This is a genomic window from Paenalcaligenes suwonensis, from assembly GCF_011290505.1.
GTDB classification, from domain to species: Bacteria; Pseudomonadota; Gammaproteobacteria; order Burkholderiales; family Burkholderiaceae_B; genus Paenalcaligenes; species Paenalcaligenes suwonensis.
This window is the reverse complement of record NZ_JAANPV010000002.1, coordinates 124,210-147,758: the sequence shown is the minus strand read 5'-3', so window position 1 is coordinate 147,758 and position 23,549 is coordinate 124,210. Positions and strand designations below refer to the sequence as shown.

The following is a 23,549-nucleotide window of genomic DNA, read 5'->3' as shown; positions in this document are numbered from 1 at the left end:
GACTCCCATGGACCATAGCTCCATTTATCAGGACCACGGCTTTTTTGCTCAGCGGGTGTTATCTGCCAAGCCGTCCGCAACCAAAGAAATGACCCGATTGGCGAATCAGTTGCGTAGAGAAGGGCGCGATGTGATTACCTTGAGTCAGGGGGAGCCTGACTTTGCTCCTCCGCAGCATGTGCTGGATGCCGCTAAACAGGCTATTGATGAAAATAAGTCCTACTACACGGAAGTGGCTGGGTTGTTGGCGTTACGTGAAGCCGTCAGTAGACAGTTTGAACGTGATTACGGCTTGCGTTATAGCCCCGATCAAATCCAAGTCGGTTGCGGGGCCAAGCAAACGCTGTACAACGCGTTGCAAGCTACCGTACAAGCGGGCGATGAGGTGGTGATTCCCGTACCTGCGTGGGTGTCTTACTCGGAAATGGTGGTGTTGGCGGGTGGCAAACCCGTGCTAGTACGTTGTGGTGCAGATACCGGATTTAAGCTCACTCCCGAACAGCTAGAAGAGGCCATTACCCCTAGAACCAAATGGTTGATGTTGAACTCACCATCAAACCCTAGTGGTGCGGTGTACAGCGTAGACGAATTGAAGGCGTTGGCTGAAGTACTACGTCGTCATCCGCATGTGTGGGTGATGGCCGATGATATTTACGAGAAAATCCGCTATGAAAACGTGGCCTTTGCCACACCAGCAGCGGTTGCTCCCGATTTGGCCGAACGTACCTTAACCATTAATGGCGTGTCTAAAGCCTTTGCGATGACAGGGTGGCGTGTGGGCTATGCCGCAGGCCCGCTTGAACTGATTAAAGCCATGAACTTGGTGCAGTCGCAGGCTACCTCGCATACCTGCACCATCAGTCAGTATGCAGCCATTGCAGCCTTAGACGGTCCTATGGATTTCTTAGAGAAATTTGTCAGCCATTACCAACGTCGACGCGATAATTTGTTGGCCTCTGTAGAGCAAACCCCAGGGTTGTCCTGCCTTAAACCAGATGGTGCGTTCTATGCGCTGATTGATTGCCAAGCATTACTGGGGCAACGTAATGCCATTGGTCAGTTGATCGCGACGGATCAAGATTTTGCGTTGTACCTGTTGCGCGAGGCGGGTGTGGCTGGTGTGCCGGGGTCTGCCTTTGGTTTGCCAGGTTATCTACGCTTATCGTATGCCGCCTCAGATAGCGATTTAGAGGTGGCATTAAGCCGCATTAAAACGGCTTGCGAATCGTTCTAGGAGACAAAAAATCATGACTAAACATCAGCGTTTACGTTCAGCATTAGAAAACGGTACTTTGCAAACCGCTATGGCGGCACACAACCCTTTAGCGGCACTGTTAGCTGAAGAGGCTGGTTTTGATGCCATCTGGGGTAGTGGCTTTGAACTGTCGGCAAGTTTTGCAGTGCCTGATGCCAATATTCTGTCTATGGGTCAGCACCTAGACATGATGCGTGCGATAGCCCAGCGCACCTCCATCCCGTTGATTGCTGATATTGATACGGGTTTTGGTAATGCCATTAACGTTAGCTACGTCGTGCCACAGTACGAAGCGGCGGGTGCTTCAGCCATTGTGATGGAAGATAAAAGCTTTCCAAAAGATACCAGCTTGCGCAGCGATGGCCGTCAAGAGTTGGTGCGCATTGAAGAGTTTCAAGGGAAAATTGCCGCAGCGTGTGCTGCCAGGCATGATCCTGACTTTGTGGTGGTGGGGCGCGTAGAAGCACTGATAGCCGGCTTGGGGCAGGCCGAAGCCTTGCGCCGAGCAGAGGCCTATGCGGAAGCAGGCGCTGATGCCATCTTGATTCATTCTAAGCAAAAAACGCCAGACGAAATCATCGCATTTACTGAGGGTTGGTCAGGCAAGGTACCGCTGGTGTTAGTTCCAACCGCCTATCCACAACTTACCGAACAGGCCATTCGCGATCTAAAAAAAGTGGCTGTTGTGATTTACGGTAATCACGCCATTCGTGCTGCGGTACACGCCATGCGTTCGGTGTTTGCGCAAATACGTGCGGATGGCGGCATACAAAACGTGAATGCGCAGTTGCCCACAGTGAAAGATATTTTGGATCTGCAAGGTGATGCAGCGATGCGTAAGCTGGAGAGCGAGTTTTTACGCTAAACCCAAACACTGATGCCCGCACCCAAGAAAAAAGCCCTACACAAACTGTGAGGGCTTTTTTCTTATTCTTCCGGTAGTTCCAACTGCTGGCCTGGCATATCAAACTGCAATTGCACAGGGGCTTTGGTGATCCGGCATTCTATGGTGATCGCTTTGGTAACGCGACAGCAGCAGGGTAGGATTTCAGATGGCCCTATAAAGGCCAAAGGTGGATCTGGGTATTCCACCTCGCCATCTATTAATGGCACCCTGCACATGCCGCAGTAGCCGCTGCGGCACTGGAATTCGACCTCGTGGCCGGTGCGTTCCAGTGCTTCCAGCAAGCTTTCTCCGTCCAGTACATGTAGAACTGTACTGCTGGTGGTGACGCTGGTCACAGTTCGATATTGCTCAGGTCGTCAACCGATACTTCGGCGTTGATCTGGCCCACCAAGTACGAGCTCAGCTCTACTTCTTGTGGGGCTACTTGTACTGTGTCTGACGACAACCACGTGTTGATCCAAGGAATAGGGTTGTTTTTGATGCGCTCGAAGGCGGGTTTCAAACCTACTGCTTCCATACGGATGTTGGTGATGTACTCAACGTATTGGCTTAGGATGTCTTTGTTTAAGCCGATCATGGAGCCGTCACGGAACAGGTACTCTGCCCATTGTTTCTCTTGGTTAGCGGCGTCTTTGAACATGTCAAAACATTCTTGTTCGCAATCTTGAGCGACTTGAGCAAATTCTGGGTCATCTTGGCCGGAGCGCATGATGTTCAAAATATGCTGTGTACCAGTGAGGTGCAAGGCTTCGTCACGCGCAATTAAGCGAATGATTTTGGCGTTACCTTCCATCAGTTTGCGCTCGGCAAAAGCAAAGGAACACGCAAAGCTCACGTAGAAACGGATGGCCTCAAGAATGTTCACATTCATGATGCACAGGTACATGCGTTTTTTCAGCGCGTAGAGATTGATGTCATGCTCTACACCGTTGATCATGTGTTTGCCTGTACCCAACTGCGAGTAGAACATGGCATCACGGATCAAGTCATCGTAGTAGGACGAGATATCGGCTGCACGCAGCTTGATGTTCTCGTTACGTACGATGTCATCGAACACAACTGATGGATCATTCACAATGTTGCGAATGATGTGAGTGTAGGAACGTGAGTGAATGGTTTCGGAAAACGCCCACGTTTCAATCCATGTTTCTAGCTCAGGCAACGATACCAATGGCAGGAAAGCCATATTAGGACTGCGGCCTTGAATGGAGTCCAGCAGTGTTTGGTACTTCAAGTTGCTGATGAAAATGTGTTTCTCGTGCTCGGGCAGCTTTTGGTAGTCGATACGATCTTGAGTGATATCAACTTCTTCAGGACGCCAGAAAAACGAGAGTTGCTTCTCGATCAGTTTCTCAAAAATGGGGTATTTTTGCTGGTCGTAACGCGCAACGTTAACGGGCTGCCCAAAGAACATAGGTTCTTTGAGCTGATCGTTATCGTTGCGAGAAAACGTACTGTACGTACTGTGAGTACTGTCATTCATGTTTGGTACATCCTCTGTATCAAATCTTGCAAGCGCCACTCGCGCAGTCGTCTTCGGCTGCCACGCCCTGAGCATCGTCTGCTCCATCACGGGTGTTGTGGTAATACAGTGTTTTCACGCCCAGCTTGTAAGCGTGCAGCAAGTCTTTGAGCAGCTGTTGCATTGGAACCCTACCATCGGCAAAGCGTTGTGGGTCGTAGTTAGTGTTTGCAGAAATGGACTGATCCACAAATTTCTGCATGATGCCTACCAAGCGCAGGTAGCCATCGTTGTTTGGCATTTGCCATAGCAATTCGTACTGGCCTTTCAGCTTGTCCAGATCGGGTACTACCTGACGCAAGATACCGTCTTTGGATTGCTTCACCGATACCACGCCACGAGGTGGCTCAATACCGTTGGTCGCGTTAGCGATCTGGCTGGAGGTCTCGGACGGCATCAGTGCGGTCAGTGTGGAGTTACGCAGACCGTGCTTCAGAATCTCGGCACGCAAGGCATCCCAGTCGTATTGCAGGGCTTCGTTGCTGACGGAATCCAAGTCTTTTTTGTACGTGTCGATGGGCAACAAGCCAGCAGCGTAGTTGGTCTCGTTAAAGGCTTCGCACGGACCAAACTCTTGAGCCAACTGCATAGAGGCTTTGAGCAGGTAGTACTGAATAGCTTCAAAGGTGCGGTGTGTTAGGCCCAGCGCGCTGTTGTCAGAGTAACGCGTGTTGTTCTTTGCGAGGTAGTAGGCGTAGTTGATCACACCCACGCCCAATGAACGGCGTTTGTCTGTGGAAATTTGCGCAGCTTTAACGGGGTAGTCTTGGTAGTCCAGTAGAGCATCTAAAGCACGTACGATCAGGTCGGCCAAGCCTTCCAGTTCGTCTAAGGACTCCAAGGCACCCAAGTTGAAGGCCGACAATGTGCACAGTGCGATCTCACCATTTGGATCATTGATGTCTTCCAATGGTTTGGTAGGCAACAAAATTTCCATGCACAGGTTGGACTGACGTACCGGCGCTTGTTTGGCGTCGAATGGGCTGTGTGTATTGCAGTGGTCTACGTTCTGAATGTAGATACGGCCAGTGCTGGCACGTTCTTGCATCATTAACGAGAACAGTTCTACAGCAGGCATGCTGCGTTTGCGAATAGAACTGTCTTGTTCGTACTGTTCGTACAGGCGCTCGAATTCATTTTGATCAGCGAAGAAGGCTTCGTACAGATCAGGTACATCGTGCGGTGAGAACAGAGTAATGTGCTGGTTTTTGATCAGGCGTTGGTACAAGGTGCGGTTAATTTGCACGCCGTAGTCCAAGTGGCGGATACGGTTTTCTTCAATACCACGGTTGTTTTTCAGTACCAGCAGCGACTCTACTTCCAAGTGCCACAGTGGGTAGAACAAGGTAGCTGCGCCACCACGTACACCGCCTTGTGAGCAAGACTTCACAGCAGCTTGGAACATTTTGAAGAAGGGCAAGCAACCGGTGTGCTGTGCTTCACCACCACGGATTTCGCTACCCAACGCACGGATACGTCCACCGTTAATACCAATACCGGCACGTTGTGATACGTATTTTACGATTGCACTGGTTGTGGCGTTGATGCTGTCTAGGCTGTCGTCACACTCGATCAGTACGCAAGAGCTGAACTGGCGCATTGGGGTACGTACACCAGACATAATCGGTGTAGGCAGCGAGATTTTGAACAGCGAGATGGCTTCGTAGAAACGACGGATGTAGTCCAGACGGCGGTCTGCAGGGTACTTGGCAAACAAGCACATGGCGACCAGCACGTACAGCATTTGGGGACTTTCGTAGATTTGCTTGGTAACGCGGTTTTGTACCAAGTATTTACCTTCCAGCTGTTTGACGGCTGCGTAGGAAAAATCCATATCGCGCCAGTGATCAATGAAGTCATTGATCTGGTCAAACTCTTCGCGGCTGTAGTCAGCCAGCAGATGCGGGTCGTATTTACCAATTTCAGTCAGGCGCTTCACATGATCGTACAGGTGAGGCGGCTCAAACTGGCCGTAGGCAATTTTACGTAGGTGGAAAATAGCGAGACGAGCAGCCAAGTATTGGTAGTCAGGCGTCTCTTCAGAGATCAAGTCGGCTGCTGACTTAATGATAGTTTCGTGGATGTCGTCTGTACGGATGCCATCGTAAAATTGAATATGCGATTGTAGCTCTACTTGAGATACGGACACATTGTTCAGATCTTTGGCAGCCCAATCAATCACACGATGGATTTTATCCAGATTGATGGGTTCCTTTCTTCCATCACGCTTCGTTACCATCATTTGTGCGGTTTGATTCATTTGGCGACCCCAGTTCGTTACAGTGGTTGTACCTCAAAATAGAGGAAACAATTACGCTCAAAAAAACGCGAGGGTTTGGTGAAACCTGCGCGTTAGAGCCATTTTTGTGAAAATTGCAGATCCATATATAAGTCTATATATGGTGTTTTAGGAAGAAGTATACCACCAGATATAGTGCTATGTAATGGCATTCTGCGAAGATGAGTTGGATTCTGCACAGGCCTTATTGAACACCTTGACGATTACAAATAAGACATTTTTAGTAGCAGTTGAATACTTTATATGTAAGTAAATATGACTAACTCTCGCCCTTGATAGTGGCTAGAAAATAAGCCCTTTGTACGGCAGATTTTAGCTCTTACTTTTTACAATCACACACGATTATGGGTCCTTGGGGGCTGGTTTATAGGGTTGTGGGAAGCTCAGTCCTGTGTTTTCATTTACGGTTCCCGTCCAACGTAGCTCCTGTCACCGCAGTGCGAAGAGCACGATGATACGCCAGTAACCTAGGGTAATCCACTGGTTTTTGGCATGTGAAATGTTGCTAAACCGGCCACTGCAAACGTAGCTGGGCACCATTGTTGGCAGAGGCTACACAACACGCCGTACCACCATGCGCTTCTGAGATGGCTTTGACCACGGCCAGGCCTAAACCGGTGCCACCGCCACCACTGTGGCGCGTGCGTGAAGGGTCTATACGATGAAAAGCATCAAAAATATGTTCGGTTTGTGTGGACTCTATGCCAGGCCCGCTGTCTGCCACACTAATACTACAGTGCTCATCGGTGGCTGCCACGGTGACCAGTACCTCGCCGGGTAAGGCATGTTTTTGTACATTCTCTAGCAAGGCAATCAGCGCTTGACGTATTCGTACAGGGTCGCAGCGTACGTGTTCAACACGATGGCAGTGCACACGTACACTAAATCCACGAGCTTCTAAGCTGGGAGCGAAAAGCTGTACGACGGATTTCACTTCATGATCTAGGTCGGCCATCTGTATGTCTAGCTCTAAATGCCCACTCTCTTTAAGGCTGAGGATACGCAAATCATCGATCAGTCTATTAAGGCCTTCTACTTGATGTAGTAAGCCTTCAAATAGCTCTGCATCTGGTGCAAAGACGCCATCTGTAAGCCCTTGTAGGCGGCCACGCAAAATGGTGATGGGGGTACGTAGCTCATGGGCAATCGCAGCATTCCAAAATGAACGCTGTGTTTCCATGGTGTGTAAACGCTCAGCCATGGAGTTAAAGTCATCCACTAATTGGGAGGTTTCGTTTGGGGCGCTTTTGCTAGCAATAGCACGTACGTGTAAGTTACCTTCTGCGACTTGGCGTAGGCTTTGAATTACAGACTCTAAGGGCAACAAGATACGACGTGATAGTTTGATGGCCAGTAGAGTAGCGCTTGCGAACGTAATGATGAAAATCACGCCTAGCCACGCTAGATCTACACTGGTGAACATGCTGTCTTCATCAATGCTGTCGGGAGAGTAGATAGCCAGTATGCTGTAGAACACGTAGGAACCTACAAAGCACAGTAGGAGCACGCAAAATACCAGCAGACTGAGCGATAAGATGGCTAGGCGGCGTAGCCCAAAGCGGTGTGGGTTCATGAACGATTCCCAAATCGGTAACCTATGCCTCGTACGCTGGCCGGTACGCCTACGATGCCCAGTTGTTCGATTTTCTTGCGCAGCTTACTGATGTGGCTATCTACGGTGCGCTCCAATGAGTCGCCTTCAGGCAAGCAGGCTTCCAGTAGCTCTACACGGGAAAAGGCACGGTTAGGCGTACGCATGAGGCACTCTAGTAATTTGAACTCGGTAAGGGTGAGATCCAAGGTGGTGGGTTGATTAGCGATGAAGACACAGGCTTCGTGGCTTTCTATGTCTAGCTGGAAATCGCCTACACGGAAGATTTGGCGGGTGTCGGAAGCTTGGGTACGAGTACGGCGCAACACGGCTTGCACTCGGGCTACCACTTCTGCGGGGTTAAAGGGTTTTACGATGTAGTCATCAGCGCCTAGGCGCAAACCCATTAACTTATCCACATCCTGATCTAAGGCGGTGAGCATAATGGTAGGGGTATGGCTCTTATGGCGTATTTCGTTTAACACCTGCCAACCGTCTAGTTCTGGTAGCTGTATGTCTAGTAAGACTAAGTCAGGTTTTAGGCTTTGATGTAAGGCTAGCGCGCGTAGTCCATCAGGCGCATGTGCTGTACGCAAGCCGCTACGAGTCAGGTAGGCCTCGAGAATAGTGGCGATTTCATGTTCATCTTCAACAATCAACACTAAAGCTTGGGGTAAGGCCTTGGCTGAAGAGCGTATAGGTTGTGGCAGCACAAAAATCTCTCTTAGGATGAATGCTTCGCATTTTATACCTGCGGCTCAAGGGAAATACTAGGGTGTAGATGTCAGAAAAAGATAGCGATAGTAAAAGGGCGCGCCTACTACGTTGACGACAACATAATCAATGTAGTGAATGATATGTTTAGATAATGACTGTAGCAATTTGAATTAATGGCGAGCAGGCTTCGTGCTACTGTGCTGCCATAGTATGAATGGCGCTCTATGCGCGTTAAGGAGCAGTAGCAGTATGAAAGTTTTGACACGATTTGTAGTGTTAGGAGGTTTCTCCTTGGCGTTGGCTTCACCGGTATGGGCTGTATCCGATAAAACGGTCAATACGGTTATCGGTGCAGGGTTGGGGGCGGCAGTAGGCGCTGTGCTGTCGGATGGTGATACGGGTGTGACCTTAGGGGCTGCCGCTGCTGGTGGGCTGCTGGGGAATGTGCTTACCGAGGAGTCTCACCGCGACCGTCGTGGCAATCGTCATGGTTACCGGCATGACAACAGTTGGCATAAACACAACCACAACAAACACAAAAGACGTCATCATCGCTAGAAGGCTGTGTTTTACAGCGTGTTTTTGTTGATGATGAAGAGTAGTTATGAGGATTCAAATCATAGAATCTGCTAATTGGGCTGATATTTTGCGCATCCAAGCCCAATCGTACGCAGCAGATATTCTTGAGGATGAAGCGGTGTTGCGTAGCAAGTGGGCCTCTGCACCAGAACACAACGTCGTGTGTGTGGATGACCATAATACCGTTCTAGGGTATTTATTGAATCACCCTTGGCATACCGAAGAACCACCAGGCTTGCATGAAAACCTAGAAGCTGGTCTACCTATTAAAAGCTGGCATTTGCACGATTTGGCGATTTCGCCGTTGGCGCGTGGCCAAGGGGTGGCTAACCTGTTGGTGCAACATGTGATGGATCAGGTGCAACGCTTACAGATCTCGTCAGTCAGTTTAATTGCCGTACAGGGGTCTACCCCATTTTGGTCTCGTTACGGGTTTGAAGCACAAGCAGCCTCTAGTTCGGTATGCGAAAGCTACGGCGGCGAGGCGATCTGGATGAAGCGCCGCTTCCTATAAGGTGGTCAATCAGTGACCACCTACTAGCTACCTCGCGAGTTTCATAGTGTTGGCGCTATTACCCCCGCCTTGTCCTCAGTGTTATACACAGGGGCGGGGGATAACCTCATTTATCCCAAACGCATCTCGTTCATATCAAGACGGTGTGCCATTTCACGTGCCAGCTCGTCGGAGATTTTTTGCTGTCTAGCCAGTTTGAAAATAGTGCTGCGTGCCGCATGTAAAGCGGCTTTCGTTAGGCGTATTTCCATTTCATACTGCTGACGCGTGACGCTTTGTGTGTCGGCGTTGTCGGGATTGCCTAGTGCGCCATGTAAGTTATCGAGCACGCGTTGTAAGGTATCTTCGCCGTATTGGGCAAAGAATTCCTGATGCAACTCTTTTTCTTTCTCTACTAGGCTGGCTAATGTACGGTTGGCTTCATCGTGGGCGCTATGCCAGGCAAGCAGGCGTTGCTCTTCGCGTTCGGTATAGTTGGCTTTAGCTTGGTTTCTAAGAAAGTAGGGCAGGGCAATGCTGGCGGTGATCAATGACACAATAATTACACTGGCGGCAAGGAAGATGGCTAAATCACGCGCTGGAAACGGTACTCCAGGGCTAAGCATGAGTGGCAGCGACATCACCCCCGCTAAGGTGACGGCTCCCCGCACCCCACCAAACGAAATTAGCCACAGCACACGTGAACTTAGTTGTTCAGGTAAATTTTGGGGTCTGTAGCGTTTAGGCAGTTTATTCAGCACCCACAAAATCATGGCTACCCAAACAAAGCGAAATAGCGACAGTACGATACAAATCACTAACGCATAGACCAGCATCCAGCTGGGATTCTGGTGCCCTGTTTCACGTACTACATCCATGGCTCCACGGAAAATACCGGGCAACTGCTCCCCTAGTAAGACAAACATGGTGCCGTTTAAGGTGAATTGCAGCATGTCCCATACTACGTAGCGGCGCACACGGGTCATAGCGCCTTCTAAGCCTGATAGGTCAGAGTGCGCCAACGTAATCCCAGCAGCGACAGCGGCCAAAATCCCCGAGGCCTCAAGGTGCTCAGCCAGCATGTACGCACAAAACGGCATGAGCAAGCTAAACAGAATTTCTGAACCGGCCTCTTCGCCATAGCGTCGTATGAATTGGTTGCGCAGAAAAATCAGTACGCGAGCCACCACTACACCCGCTAGCAGGCCAACAATGGCTACCCATAAAAAAGATAGTGTGGCGGATGACAGCACAAAGGTGCCTGTAGCGGTTGCGGCAACGGCTAACCTAAAAGCCACCAAACCACTGGCGTCGTTAAATAGCGCCTCGCCTTCTAATAGCGACATAATGCGTTTGGGTACTGGCAGTTTACGGGTAATGCCAGATACCGCTACGGCGTCAGTGGGGGACACAATCGCTGCCAATGCAAACGCCACCGGTAAGGGCATGGCAGGAATCATCCAGTTGATTAAGTAGCCCAGCCCCACCACGGTAATCATGACCAAGCCAAAAGCGAGGTGAAAGATACCTAGCCTATCTCGGCGTAAGTTGTCTTTGGGGATACGCCAGCCATCCATAAATAGCAGTGGCGGTAGAAAAAGGAAAAAGAATATATCTGGATTCAGCGTAATCCCTTCGTTGAATACGCCAGAAATGAACATTCCTAACATTATTTGAATAAGTGGCAATGGAAACGGGATTGGTAAAACCCGTAGAATGGCACCACTTATTAACACAGCAATAAAAATGGTCAGAATAAGACTGATCAGTTCCACCGTATTTCCTTTGTTGTCTTTATTCTACTGAAAGCCCAATGCTTCATCGTTTCCTAAGCAGGGGCAGTGTTACTATCTGATTTGCATTTTACGAGTTTGTCGTGTCCTGGCTCAAAGGTATTGTGAATGAATCCCCTTAAGCTGTTGTTTCTTTTTTGTATCGCGACCTTAGCTGGGTGCAGCCAGGCTAGAGCACCATCCTTTCTTTTATTCGGCTCATACTTCCCGTCGTGGTTAATAGGCGTGGGGGTGGCGATTCCTATTGTGTTGCTGATTAGAATGGTGCTGATACGCACAGGTATAGAAGACTATTTACCTGCGCGATTATTGGTTTATGTGTCCATGGTGGTGTTGTGCACCATGGCCTTCGCTTTTATTTACTCTCCGCGTTGAACGTTATGGCTGATACCAGACAGCATCCTGCAAAAAAGAATCTGGCACGGGTAATCGCTGTGCTGGTGGTCGTCCTGGCAATAGTCATTGGTTATATTTTCTGGGGGTTTCTTAAAAATCATCCCGTCTCAGAAGATGCCACCATTCAAGCAGAAATTGTGCACATTAGCTCTGCTGTGCCAGGAAAGATCATAGAGTTAAATGTAAAAGAGGGCGATCGCGTAGCAAGAGACTCTGTACTCTTTAAGTTAGACCCGGAAGTCTATGAGCTGCGTGTGCAACAAGCCAAAGCTGAAGTGGCCGTTGCCACCGCGACATTGGCGACGATTAAACGCCATATTCGTGCAGAAACCTCTAATGCCTCTATTGCCGACGAACAGATACGTCGTGCACAAACGAATTTAGAATTGGCGAGCCGAACCGTGCAACGTTTACGTCCGTTAGCGCAAAAAGGCTATGTGACTAAACAAGAGCTAGATACTGCGGTGACGGTGGAACGTGATGCGCGCGTTAGTCTTACCCAAGCACAGTCACAAGCCGAAGCGGCTGAGGCCTTAATAGGTGAAACCGCTGCGGCAGAGGCAACGTTAGAAGTAGCACAGGTAGCCTTGGCATTGGCCCAAAAAGCCTTAGATGACACAGTGATCCGTGCGCCTAACGATGGCTTGGTAGTAGGCTTGCATGTATCAGAAGGCGAGCGTTTATTGCCCGACCAATCGCTGTTTACCTTAATCAATGCCGAGCATTGGTTTGCTACGGCCTATTACCGTGAAACCGATTTACCAGCGATACAGTTGGGGTCGTGTGCCACGGTCTACACCATGATGGCACCTAAGCGCACCATTGAAGGCAAGGTCGTAGACATAGGGTGGGGCGTGAGCACCGAAGACATGCTCTCGTTGCCACGCTCACTGCCTTTTGTGCAGAAATCGCTGAATTGGGTACGTGTGGCACAGCGCTTCCCCGTACGTATACAACTGGATAATCCACCGCCTGAACTCATGCGCATGGGGGCATCGGCATCGGTATCCATACGCGCTGGCGATGCGTGTCAGGAGCCCTGATGTCGGCGGCAGCACTGTGGCAAGCCATCAAAGTAGAGTTAGTCCCCTTTGAGGGCAGGCTAGGCATGGCGTGGCGTGTGGCAGCGATTTGCTCGCTCACCGCCATGATGTTCATGATCTACCAAATTCCTTTGGTTGCCATAGGCTGCTATTTGGTGCTGTTTTTGATACGCCCTAATACCGCAGAAAGTATGTTGATGGCTCTGGGTATTTGTGTGTTGGTCTCCGTAGCAGTGGTGATGCTGTTTATGCTCACGCGCTTGGCGGTAGAAAGCCCTTTGTGGATCATGACGATCATTGCGGTGGGGTCATTTCTATTTTTATACCTAGGTGTAGCCAGTAAGCTTGGGCCAGCAGGCAGTATTGTGGCGTTGGTCGTGGCCTTTATCATGACCTTGGTGGGGTATGTGCCGTTTGGTGAAGTGGCTACTCGTGCCATTTTGTATGCGTGGTTAATGACCTTAGTACCCATGGGGGTGCTATTGGCGTTCTTGGCTGTGGTAGGGCCGTCGCCACGTAAGTTAACGCGGCAACGCTTGGCAGAGCGCTTGCGATTAATTGCGGCAGCATTGCGACAAAAGGCTGATCCCACTGCATTAGAAACGGCACTGCGTGAGGGAAATGATTTCCTCACCAAAACCATTATCTTCGTCAAACTGTTCAGCCTAAGCGCACGTGCTGAATTGCAGCGCATGCAAGCGTTGCAACACAATAGTTATCAGTTGCTCTTGGCATGTAAAGCCTTGGCCAGATCACCGCAGCGTGATGACGCCAGTGCTGAGTGGTTGGCACAGCGTTGCGAGGCGTGGGCAACCGCTGTAGTAGAAGGGCAAGCTGCATCAGATATAGAGGTGCCTGCACTGGTGCTACCTACTACTGCTTGGAAGCGTGTGGGGTATGTGGTTGAGCGCATGGCTGAAGCTATGCCACCACAAGAAAAAAGCCCTACATCAGGCTTCTTTTTGCCCGATGCGCGTACCAATCCCACCTATCAGTATTACGCACTAAAAACCACGGCCGCCGCCATTATTTGTTATTTGGTGTATACCGCCTTGCAGTGGCAAGACATACACACCGCAATGATCACATGTTATGTGGTGGCTTTAGGGACTACAGGCGAAACAGTACACAAACTGACCCTACGTATAGTGGGCTGTTTAATCGGTGCGGCGCTGGGTGTGGGGTCGATTTTATTGCTAATGCCCTATATGACTTCCATAGGCCAACTGATGTTGTTGGTGTTTGCTGGCACCCTTTGTGCAGCGTGGGTCTCGGTAGGCTCTGAACGTATTTCCTATGCCGGTGTGCAAATAGGATTGGCATTTTTGCTGACGGTATTGCAGGGCTTTGGCCCCGATGTAGAGCTATCCGTTGCCATGGACCGGATATTAGGTGTGCTGCTGGGTAATGCCGTGATGTATGTGATGTTTACACGAGTGTGGCCATGGAGCACCTCTAAAGCAGTGACGCAGCGTCTACAGCAATTGTTAGGTTGGTGGAAGGAACAAGCCGCACGGCAACCCACGTGGCAAGCTGCGCAGTGGCAGGATGTGGGCGAATACATTGTGGGTGAGATCGCTACAGTTCGTGAGCAATTGGTAATGCGACATTTTGAGCCTACTGCTCTGCGGTTAGCGACACAGCAGCAACAGGTGTTATTGGCCATGCCAGATGCCTTGGAGGCCTTGTATTTGCAAATGGCTTTTCCACCTACTGATGTAGCGTCTGAACAGGGCAGCACTATAGAGCAGGCTTTGGATGCGTTGGAGCAACAGTTGCAAGACAGCGCGACGGAGCAAGAAGGGACATGGGGTATGGCAAAGGGACAAGAATGAGTAAGCCGTTAAGAACGCAAGCGATGAAACCGCTGGCTGTAGCCTTGTTGGGTGTTTTGCTGAGTGGGTGTGCGTATACCAGCATAGATCTTGCCCCGCCCCGCCACGATCAACCGTGGAAAAACACCTCTACCCTGACCGCGACTATGGCGTATCAGCCTGCAGGGGTCAGCCTACAAGAGGGGCATGAATACACGTTGGCTGAGCTCATAGACTTAGGTCAACGCAATAATATAGAAACACGACAAGCGTGGAATAGGGCGCGCGAGGCAGCCCTGTCGGTGGGGTTGGTAGAAGCCACCTTTTTGCCTGTGTTAAGTGCAAATGTGATTGCTGGGCACCAGCGTTCAACACGTCCTTCACCCTTGTCTAACTTGGGTGGTGGGGACCGTATTCGTACCTCGGTTGAGGGAGTGGTGCCGGCGTTAACGCTGGGGTGGTTGCTGTTCGATTTTGGTAAACGTGAGGCGTTATTGGAGGGGGCAGAGCATATCTCGTTTGCCAGTAATGTGCTCTTTAACGCTGTGCATAAAAAAGTCATACGTGATGTGACGGATCAGTTCTATCAGTACAACACGGCACGGCATCGCACAGTCTTGGCAGAGGAAGCCTTAAAAAATTACCAAGCGGTAGAGGCGGCTGTTAATGCACGTTTGGCAGCAGGCGTGGCAACGCGTTTGGACCAAGTGATGGCACAGCAGGCTGTAGCACAAGCCAAACTGTATGTGGTAACTAGCCAAGGTTTAGCCAAAAACTCGTACCTGACCTTATTGAAAGTGGTGGGGGTGAACCCTGCAGAGCAGGTCAAGATTGCAACCTCAGTTGATCACCAATTGCCGGCACCTTCGGATCCCATGACCGAACAGGTGCTGCAAAAGGCAATATTGGAACGCGATGATGTCGCCGCGGCTTACGCGGCGTTAAAGGCAGCAGAGGCGGGGGTAAAAGTAGCAAAAGCCGATTTTATGCCTAGCGTGTTTATGGGAGCAGTGCTGGCAAAAAACCGTAGCCAGTTTGATGTACAAGACGTGCCCATTCCCTTGCCTGATCTCACCAACCGCTCAACCTCTACAGGGGTGTTGGTGGGGGTGAGTATTCCCATTTTTGATGGCGGGCTGCGTAGCTCTTTATTAAGTAAGGCAGAAATACACAGGCAAGAAGCCGAGAACACCTTACAAGCGTTGCAGCGAGATGCATTGCGCGAGATTATTGCCGCTGAAACCATGCTGGACTCTGCGTTGCAAAGCTATCAAACGGCTACCGACTTAGTGAATGCAGCTGAAACTGCGTACGATGCCGCATTAGATGCTTATCAAGTAGGCGTGGGTACGATTACGATGGCTACCGAAGCGGCCAGTGCGGTGTTGCTGGCTAAGCAAGCACAAGTGGATGCGCAAAGTGCGGCTCTGATCGCTGCAGCTAATCTGGCGTTTGTGATGGGTGAGTAAAAAAAGCCACACTACTGTGGCCTTTTTTGTGCAGTACGTACCGCTTTAGAGAGTAGGTACCCCCAAAATTTGTCTACCTGTACCCAGCTGTTTTTCAATTGCACGACCAATGGCTAGCAGACGGCGTTCTTGGCGGTTCGCGCACATTAACTGTAAGCCTACTGGCAAGCCTAAATTGTCTGCACCCACAGGCATGCTGAGTGCACACAGATCCAACAAGTTGGCGATAGAGGTATTGCGCAATGTCAGCAGGTTAGCGTGACGGTAGGCATCGGTGTGGCGCATCGCTTCAATCGTAGGGGGCGCAATGGCGATAGTGGGGGTCATCACCACATCAACCTGTTGGAACAAGGGTTTAACCAGTTCGGCACCCGTTTGCAGTACGCTGCGTCTACGCAAGTATTCGTTAGATGTCATGGTGCTGGCTGCTTCTACACGCATTTGCACCATGGGGTCTAAGCGTTCAATCCACTCTGGCAAGTGGTTATGTAGCAAGGCCGATAATTCAGGCGCACCCAAACCACCTACTTTGAACACATCGTAAACGTCATTGCAGTGTGGAATGTGCACAGGCACCAAGGTGGCACCGCTTTGCTCAAACGTGCTTAAGGTTTGGCGTATCAGTTGCTCAATATCAGGCGATACCTCGTCCCAGAAAAAGTGTTCAGGTACACCAATGCGCAAGCCTTGTAGATCGTGCACTACAGGCAAAGGTGTGGTGTCATTGTTGATGTGTTTGTCCATGGCGCAGAAGGCAAACGCCAAGTCTTCTACACTGCGTGCTAGCAAACCGGGGGTGTCCAGCGTGGGGGATAGCGGCACTATATGTTGGTTTGGCCACAATTGTGCGCTGAGTTTCAACCCTGCGGTGCCAGTAAAGGAGGCCGGAATACGTACCGAGCCTGCGGTGTCTGTGCCCAAGGCAAGTAAGGCGCTGCCTTGAACTAGGCTTACTCCAGCGCCTGAGCTAGAGCCGCCCGGAATACGGTGCTCGCCCTGTACAGACCATGGGTTGACGGGCGTACCCCAGTGCGCATTGGTACCGATGCCACCAAAGGCGAACTCTACCGTATGGGTTTTACCTGTAATGGGAGCCAGTTGTGCCAGTAAGCTGCGTACTACCGGGCCAGCTTGTTGCCAGTTGCTAGGTAATGCATGCGATGTGCCGGCAAATACGGGCATGTCTGGCACGCCGTATAAATCTTTTACCGAGGTAGGAATACCCATTAATGGGCCCAGGTCTATGCCTTGCTGAAGTAGGCTATCAATAGCACCTGCCTGCTTTTGTGCAGCGTCGCCATTCCAGTGCTTGTAGGCGTGCAGTGCGGGCTCGTACTGTGCATAGCGTTGTGCACACTCTTGCATCAAAGCGTAGGCGCTGAGTGAGCCATCGCGTAGTTGCTGATGTAGGGCCTGCAAGGAGTGATTATGGATAGTCATGGGTAGTCTCGTATTCTGATTGTTGCTGGTTTAATGCGTATGCTGCGTGGACGCAATTGCTTGATGGCGAATGCGCCAATCACTGAGGGCTAAGCAGGCGAGTTGGCGTTTACCTTGTGCGACCAATTGGGCAGAAGGTGTATTGGTAGGTACTAAATTGCCTTCTTCTGTCCAGTGTAAGTAGTGGGGGTGCCAAAGATTGCTAATGGCACCTACTTCACTTATGGCGACACCATTACCGCCGTCAGAGGCGGATAACGAGACAGCCATTGCATCTTGAACTGGCGGGCTATAAAGGTTGCGTCCCGATGAGCGTGGTAGTTGTTGCTCAGGCAAGGAATGTGCCCACAGCGTGGGGAAAATATCTTGATGGCTGCTCCACGCGTGTAGGTCTACAGGTGACTCATTCTGTTTGTAGGCAGTGGGAATGTAAAACAAGATAGGCACACCAAACTTGTAGGCAAGCTTAGTGCTATCTGGGTACGCAAACAGGGTGCGTCCATTGTGATCGCCTGATGCTGCAAACAGGGTGTGATCCAGCAACTGCTGTTGCTCCAGTGTATTTAAAAACTCACCTAACGAATTGTTGGCGTATTGGTAAGTTTGCAAAATGGACAACCCCATCGCGGGGTCAGTAGCCATATCGGTACCCAAGGCGGTGGTATCCAGTGGGGCTGGTGTGTAATGAGCTGGAATGCGGTAAGGCGGGTGGTTGGTCACCGACAGCATAAACAACATGACTTTCTCACCCTGTTCATCGGCTTGCTTCAGCAGCTCTGCAGCGTACTTAAACATCCATTCGTCATCCAGCCCCCACGTATGGGAGGACGCATCTGGAAAACGGGTAAGGATATCCGTTTCGTCGAGCACTTCATCAAAGCCTTGACGCAATAACACCGTATTTAACTGTCTCCAACTACCCGGCCCGGCTGTTAAGAATACTGTGCGATAGCCTGCATCTTTATAGGGCTGTATGCGAGAGGTATCGTAGCTGTGATAGCCGTATAAGCTCTGTGTAAGCGGTGAAATAGGGGTGTCTAGCAGTACTGCCTCTAGGCTGGGGTGAGTACCGTTTTCAGATGAGATAGCGTTGTCGAAGTAATCCGCCTTGCCGTCTATCCAAGGGCGAAGCTGGCCTAATACATCATTACGTTGCGGATCGTCGTAATTCATCAACTGACGGCCCCAGGACTCCATCAACGCCATGACCACATGCGGGGCAGGGGTATCAGCCGCTAAGCGAGCTGGTGAGGACTGGAAGAGCAAGCTTTGGTCATCGGTAGTAGGGGTGACGCCGGCATAGCAGTGTTGTGCTGCTTCTTGCCATGTGGCGTAGCCTGCTAGGTCTAGGGCTTTGTTGGGGTCTTTACCCAGATTATTACTACTGCGCTCTTTGCGGGCTAAATCTAAAGCGTGTAGCCCACTGGGTACCATGCTGTTCACAAACGCGTCTTGGGAGACGGTCATGTGCATACTGCGTAAGGGAAATTTACCCACGCTGCCACGCCCAAGTAGCGCCAACAGAGCCACGCTGATTATCACGATTACGGTAAGGCCCATGGCACTACTGTGTTCTAGGGGATGGTTCAGTCGCCATTGTCCCCAGCGTTTTGCTAACCACCATTGCACACTGCTACCAATAAAGATGAGTGCTAACAACGAGACCACAGGGAAGTCTTGCCACATGGTTTGCACAATGGCAGAGGTGTCATCTTCACCAAAGCCAAAGATCAACGCATTGATGGGGCCTTGGTAAAAGGTGAGGTAGTAGAAGTTCACCACGCTCAGTAAGTTCAGTGCGACCAGCAGCACAAACGCATACAGTAAGAAAAAGGCATAAAAACCTTTCCAAAGCGTGGCGGAAGCCTTATAAAACAAGAGGCTTAGTAAAATAAAGGGGCCTACTAGTATCGCCAGAAACTTCAGATCGAAGCGTAATCCTATCCAGAATGCTTTTCCTACATCGGCTTGCAGTAAGGACACCGTGGCTGGAGCTTGAAAATACAGCAGGGCAAAACGGGCCAAGGCCAAACCTAGAGCTGCAAGAAGAATGAGCATCCATACTGTGCGGAAAACACAGGACCAACGGGTGCGGTAGGACAAATTTGTGGAGGACTGAGAGGCGATGCGCATGAAGAAGGGGCTATTTTAGGCTTGAATATGTTGTCTGTATGCGATGGATACAGTATAGCTGGGAAGTGTGCGGACAAATGGCCCCTTGCATGAGTACAATTCACTAAGATGTGGTTCTATGATAATTGCATCGGTTTTATAGCAAGCGTTCCTGTATTGTCGAGTTGAACGCATGAATCCTGAGGATTTTCAATAATGTTTGAACATATTGACGCATATGCGGGCGATCCTATCTTTAAGTTGGTCGAGCTTTTCCAAGCCGATCCACGTAAAGATAAGGTGAACCTGACCATCGGCCTTTACTATGATGAAGAAGGTAAAATTCCCTTACTGGCGTCCGTCCAGGAAGCGGAGAAACGCGGCGCGGCGCTGAAAAAGCCACGAGCGTACCTACCCATGGAAGGCTTGCCCAGCTACCGTCAAGCTGTTCAGCATTTGTTGTTCGGTGCCGATAGCGCAGCCGTAAAAGAAGAGCGTGTTGTGACCGTGCAAACGCTGGGTGGTACAGGCGCACTGAAAATTGGTGCTGACTTCCTGCACAAAGCATTTCCTGCTGCTGAAGCACGCGTAAGCGATCCAGCTTGGGATAACTACTACGCTGTGTTCCAAGGTGCTGGCGTACCTACATCGTCGTACCGTTACTACGATGCTACAACACAGGGTCTGAACTTCGCAGCCATGATGGAAGACATCGCGGCGTTGCCTGCACACACGATTGTTGTGTTGAATCCTTGTTGCCACAATCCAACTGGCGTTGATCCTAGCGCCGAGCAATGGGCACAATTGATTCCTGTGTTGAAAGAGCGCAATCTGGTTCCATTCGTGGACATCGCTTACCAAGGTTTTGGTCGTGGTCTGGAAGAAGATACCTCGGTTATCCGCAGCATGGTAGACGCTGGCCTGACTTTCTTGGTAGCAAGCTCCTTCTCTAAAAACTTCTCTTACTACGGTGAGCGTTGTGGTGCGTTGTCTATCGTTTGCCAAAGCAAAGAAGAAGCCAGCCGCGTACAAGGTCAATTGAAAGCGACTATTCGCCGTGTGTACTCCAACCCACCTACACAAGGTGCACAAGCTATTGCGGGTGTATTGCAAGATCCAGAACTGTACAAACAGTGGGATGCGGAAGTTGCTGAAATGCGCGACCGTATTGCGAGCATGCGCAAACTGGCACACGAAAAATTGAAGCAAAAAGCACCGAATTACGATTCCAGCTATTTTGTGGATCAGTTCGGTATGTTCTGCTACACGGGTCTGACTAAAGAACAAATTCTGCGCTTGCGCGACGAGTTTGGCGTATACATGCTGGAATCGGGTCGCGTATGTGTGCCTGGTTTGAACAACAGCAATATCGATTACTTCGTGGACGCTGTAGCCGCTGTAGTAGCACCCTAATTACCAATCAGGTACATGGTGCTGTATGGCGCAAGTCTATTTTTAAGGTCCATTTCATGGGCCTTTTTTTTGTCTGTCGCATTTAGGGGATTGTTACGCCAAATGTGACAAAGTTTTAGCGCAACTTGAGTTGGCTCAAAGGACGACCTGTGTAAGAGGGCTAGAGTAGTTGTGACAGCAGTAGGGTTTTACCAAAACTTTAGCTGCCGTCATTCTGGCACTACTTATTTGAAGGAAGTCATTATGAAGCCATTAAGAGCCTCTGTACTTGCTTTGTCGATTGCACTGGGAATGTCTAGCTTTGCCATGGCGCAAAGTAATGAACCTGTGCAACCAATTCCCGAAGCAAAAGCAGGCGATCCAGCCAAAATCGAGTTGGGTAAAAAGCTGTTCTTTGAACCACGTTTGTCCAAGTCTGGGTTTATCTCCTGTAACTCGTGTCACAACATGAGCCGTGGTGGTTCAGATAACTTGCCTACCTCTATCGGGGATAAATGGCAGCAAGGCCCAATTAACTCGCCTACCGTATTGAACTCCAGCTTGAACCTGGCTCAATTCTGGGATGGTCGTGCTGGTGATTTGCGCGAACAGGCCGGTGGCCCTATTGCCAACCCAATGGAAATGGGTTTTACCCACGAATTGGCGGTAGGCATGCTGAACTCTATTCCTCAATACGTTGCTGAGTTTCAGGCGGTGTACAACAAGCCTGTGATCGGTATTGATGAGGTGACTGATGCAATTGCTGCATTTGAAGAAACGTTGGTGACACCTGATTCACCCTTCGACCTATGGTTGAAAGGTGATAAAGACGCCATCACTGAGCAGCAGTTGGCCGGCTATCAGCTATTTAAAAATAGTGGTTGTATTGCCTGCCACAACGGGCCTAACTTGGGTGGTAGTTCCTACCAAAAAATGGGCTTAGTAGAGCCTTACCAAACGGCTAACGCGGCCGAAGGTCGTGCAGCGGTAACGGGTATTGATGCGGACCGCTTTAACTTCAAAGTGCCTACCCTGCGTAACGTAGAAATGACCTACCCGTACTTCCACGACGGTGCTGTGAATACGCTGCCCGAAGCGGTGGACATCATGGGTAGATTACAGTTGGGCAAGAAATTCACGCCTGAGGAAAATGCTCAGATCGTGGCGTTCTTGAAGTCGCTGACTGGTAAGCAGCCACAAATCGTGTTGCCTATTTTGCCGCCATCGGCAGATGACACACCACGCCCTACACCGTTTGATTCCTAATCAGCGGTCATGTGTAGAAAGCCCGGCATTAGCTGGGCTTTTTTGTGGGTGTGGCGTAGCTGCACAGCAGTGCGATGCACTTGCCAGCAGGTTCAGGCAGGGTTTACGATATAAACAGTACTATTTTTATCCTATTTGTTCTGGGAACTCTCATGAAGCGTATTGTTCTGTTCGAAAATATTCACCCCAGTGCTCGCGAAGTCTTTGAAGCAGCCGGCTATACCGATATTGTGACGTATAAGTCTGCGCTCAACGGCGAAGAGCTATTGGACGCGTTGTCTGGCGCGGAGATTGTGGGTATACGCTCTCGTACTCAGTTGGATCAGAATGTGTTGCTGGCAGCGCCTTGGGTGCAAGCCATAGGGTGTTTTTGTATTGGCACCAACCAAGTAGACCTGAACGTAGCGGCCCAAGCCGGTATTCCTGTGTTTAACGCGCCGTTTTCCAATACCCGTTCGGTAGCCGAGTTGGTGCTGGGCGAAGCCATTTTGCTGTTGCGCCGTATCCCTGAAAAAAATGCCCGTGTACACCAAGGCTTCTGGGATAAGTCGGCCGACGGCGCCTATGAGATCCGCGGTAAAACACTGGGGATTATCGGTTACGGAAACATTGGTTCGCAAATCGGTACGCTGGCAGAAGCTCTGGGTATGCGTGTGCTGTTCCACGACGTAGAAACAAAATTACCATTGGGTAACACCAAACCCTTTGTGTCGTTGAAGCGCTTGTTGGAGCAATCCGATATCGTGACCTTGCACGTACCAGGCGGCGAACGTACCAAGAACATTATTAACGAGCAAACGCTGGCACAGATGAAGCCAGGTTCCATTTTGATTAACGCATCGCGCGGTACCGTGGTAGACATTGATGCCTTGCATGCGGCATTGACTAGCGGCCATTTGGCGGGTGCAGCGCTGGACGTGTTTCCGGTTGAACCTAAAGGCGTGAACGAGCCTTTAGATAGTCCATTGCGTGGTTTAGATAACGTGATCCTGACTCCACACATTGGTGGTAGCACGCAAGAGTCTCAAGAAAACATTGGCCGTGAAGTGGCCGAGAAGCTAGTGCTGTTCTCACGTAGTGGTGCGACTAAAGGGGCGGTGAACTTCCCTGAAGTGCCTTACGTGGAGTGTGCAGGTGCGGCGCGTATTTTGCATATGCACCAGAACGTGCCCGGTGCGATGGGGGCGCTTAGCAATGTGCTGGCTGAAAGTGGCTTGAACATCGTGGGGCAGCAATTGCAAACACGTGGTCAGTTGGGGTATGCCGTGACGGATGTGGATGCTGAGGTGTCGGATGAGGTGTTAGACAAGCTGCGTGTGCAACCGGGTACAGTGCGGTGTGATAGGCTGAAAGGGGCGTAAATCCCTTCTGAGTGCGTGTATTCATGCACCGGTAGTAGAGACTGAAAAACCTCTGGCGTAGTTGCTGGAGGTTTTTTTGTTTTTGCGTACTCGTGGGTTT

The 23,549-nt window shown here is 50.4% G+C and carries 19 protein-coding genes; 11 read left to right on the top strand and 8 right to left on the bottom strand.

The window, feature by feature from the left end:
- Positions 1-7 precede the first annotated feature (7 nt).
- The gene (locus GY634_RS03895) at positions 8-1,234 is read left to right on the top strand and encodes a pyridoxal phosphate-dependent aminotransferase (protein WP_166407280.1); all 1,227 of its coding nucleotides are present in this window, start codon (positions 8-10) and stop codon (positions 1,232-1,234) included.
- Between the two features lie 13 nt (positions 1,235-1,247).
- Positions 1,248-2,120 (top strand): phosphonopyruvate hydrolase, encoded by an 873-nt coding sequence (locus GY634_RS03890; RefSeq protein ID WP_166407279.1) that lies wholly within the window; start codon positions 1,248-1,250, stop codon positions 2,118-2,120.
- Between the two features lie 62 nt (positions 2,121-2,182).
- On the opposite strand, the gene yfaE is transcribed toward GY634_RS03890, so the two are convergent.
- From yfaE to GY634_RS03865, 5 genes are all read right to left on the bottom strand, one after another.
- The gene (yfaE, locus tag GY634_RS03885; protein WP_166407278.1) at positions 2,183-2,497 is read right to left on the bottom strand and encodes a class I ribonucleotide reductase maintenance protein YfaE; all 315 of its coding nucleotides are present in this window, start codon (positions 2,495-2,497) and stop codon (positions 2,183-2,185) included.
- Positions 2,494-3,645: a class Ia ribonucleoside-diphosphate reductase subunit beta gene (gene nrdB, locus GY634_RS03880; protein WP_166407277.1), complete on the bottom strand. Its 1,152-nt coding sequence runs from the start codon at positions 3,643-3,645 to the stop codon at positions 2,494-2,496. The genes yfaE and nrdB overlap by 4 nt, the downstream gene beginning before the upstream one ends.
- Positions 3,646-3,664: 19 nt before the next feature.
- Positions 3,665-5,926, bottom strand: a complete 2,262-nt coding sequence (nrdA, locus tag GY634_RS03875; protein WP_423227287.1) for a class 1a ribonucleoside-diphosphate reductase subunit alpha — start codon at positions 5,924-5,926, stop codon at positions 3,665-3,667.
- Positions 5,927-6,488: 562 nt separating this feature from the next.
- Positions 6,489-7,556 carry an ATP-binding protein gene (locus GY634_RS03870; protein ID WP_166407275.1) on the bottom strand — a complete coding sequence of 356 codons (1,068 nt, stop codon included), beginning with the start codon at positions 7,554-7,556 and terminating at the stop codon, positions 6,489-6,491.
- Positions 7,553-8,287 (bottom strand): response regulator, encoded by a 735-nt coding sequence (locus GY634_RS03865; RefSeq protein WP_166407274.1) that lies wholly within the window; start codon positions 8,285-8,287, stop codon positions 7,553-7,555. Before GY634_RS03865 ends, GY634_RS03870 begins: the two co-directional genes overlap by 4 nt.
- A 253-nt stretch (positions 8,288-8,540) precedes the next feature.
- Here GY634_RS03865 and GY634_RS03860 point away from each other — a divergent pair, with 253 nt between their 5' ends.
- Together GY634_RS03860 and GY634_RS03855 are read left to right on the top strand one after the other, a co-directional pair.
- The gene (locus GY634_RS03860; protein WP_166407273.1) at positions 8,541-8,849 is read left to right on the top strand and encodes a hypothetical protein; all 309 of its coding nucleotides are present in this window, start codon (positions 8,541-8,543) and stop codon (positions 8,847-8,849) included.
- 46 nt (positions 8,850-8,895) lie between these two features.
- Complete coding sequence (locus tag GY634_RS03855; protein WP_166407272.1) at positions 8,896-9,384, top strand: GNAT family N-acetyltransferase; 489 nt, start codon at positions 8,896-8,898, stop codon at positions 9,382-9,384.
- 110 nt (positions 9,385-9,494) lie between these two features.
- Here the strand turns inward: GY634_RS03855 and GY634_RS03850 are convergent, their stop codons facing one another.
- On the bottom strand, positions 9,495-11,138 hold the full coding sequence (locus tag GY634_RS03850; RefSeq protein ID WP_166407271.1) for a Na+/H+ antiporter: 1,644 nt from the start codon (positions 11,136-11,138) through the stop codon (positions 9,495-9,497).
- Between the two features lie 126 nt (positions 11,139-11,264).
- On the opposite strand from GY634_RS03850, the gene GY634_RS03845 reads away from it, so the two are divergent.
- Genes GY634_RS03845 through GY634_RS03830 form a run of 4 tightly spaced genes read left to right on the top strand, consistent with a single transcriptional unit; the run spans position 11,265 to position 15,878 of the window.
- Complete coding sequence (locus GY634_RS03845) at positions 11,265-11,531, top strand: YtcA family lipoprotein (RefSeq protein WP_166407270.1); 267 nt, start codon at positions 11,265-11,267, stop codon at positions 11,529-11,531.
- Between the two features lie 5 nt (positions 11,532-11,536).
- A complete protein-coding gene (gene mdtN / locus GY634_RS03840) occupies positions 11,537-12,595 on the top strand; it encodes a multidrug transporter subunit MdtN (protein WP_166407269.1) in 1,059 nt (352 codons plus the stop codon).
- A complete protein-coding gene (locus tag GY634_RS03835) occupies positions 12,595-14,430 on the top strand; it encodes an FUSC family protein (protein WP_166407268.1) in 1,836 nt (611 codons plus the stop codon). Before mdtN ends, GY634_RS03835 begins: the two co-directional genes overlap by 1 nt.
- Positions 14,427-15,878: a TolC family protein gene (locus GY634_RS03830; RefSeq protein ID WP_166407267.1), complete on the top strand. Its 1,452-nt coding sequence runs from the start codon at positions 14,427-14,429 to the stop codon at positions 15,876-15,878. Before GY634_RS03835 ends, GY634_RS03830 begins: the two co-directional genes overlap by 4 nt.
- Before the next feature lie 45 nt (positions 15,879-15,923).
- Here the strand turns inward: GY634_RS03830 and GY634_RS03825 are convergent, their stop codons facing one another.
- On the bottom strand, positions 15,924-17,318 hold the full coding sequence (locus tag GY634_RS03825; RefSeq protein WP_166407266.1) for an amidase: 1,395 nt from the start codon (positions 17,316-17,318) through the stop codon (positions 15,924-15,926).
- A gap of 30 nt (positions 17,319-17,348) precedes the next feature.
- The gene (locus tag GY634_RS03820) at positions 17,349-19,376 is read right to left on the bottom strand and encodes an LTA synthase family protein (RefSeq protein WP_166407265.1); all 2,028 of its coding nucleotides are present in this window, start codon (positions 19,374-19,376) and stop codon (positions 17,349-17,351) included.
- A 270-nt stretch (positions 19,377-19,646) separates the two neighbouring features.
- Between GY634_RS03820 and GY634_RS03815 the strand changes: the two genes are divergently transcribed.
- The 3 genes from GY634_RS03815 (at position 19,647) to serA (ending at position 23,449) form a co-directional block, all read left to right on the top strand.
- Positions 19,647-20,843 (top strand): amino acid aminotransferase, encoded by a 1,197-nt coding sequence (locus GY634_RS03815; RefSeq protein ID WP_166407264.1) that lies wholly within the window; start codon positions 19,647-19,649, stop codon positions 20,841-20,843.
- 291 nt (positions 20,844-21,134) lie between these two features.
- Positions 21,135-22,088: a cytochrome-c peroxidase gene (locus tag GY634_RS03810; protein WP_423227286.1), complete on the top strand. Its 954-nt coding sequence runs from the start codon at positions 21,135-21,137 to the stop codon at positions 22,086-22,088.
- Positions 22,089-22,240: 152 nt separating this feature from the next.
- Positions 22,241-23,449: a phosphoglycerate dehydrogenase gene (gene serA / locus GY634_RS03805; protein WP_166407262.1), complete on the top strand. Its 1,209-nt coding sequence runs from the start codon at positions 22,241-22,243 to the stop codon at positions 23,447-23,449.
- The last annotated feature ends 100 nt before the right edge of the window (positions 23,450-23,549 follow it).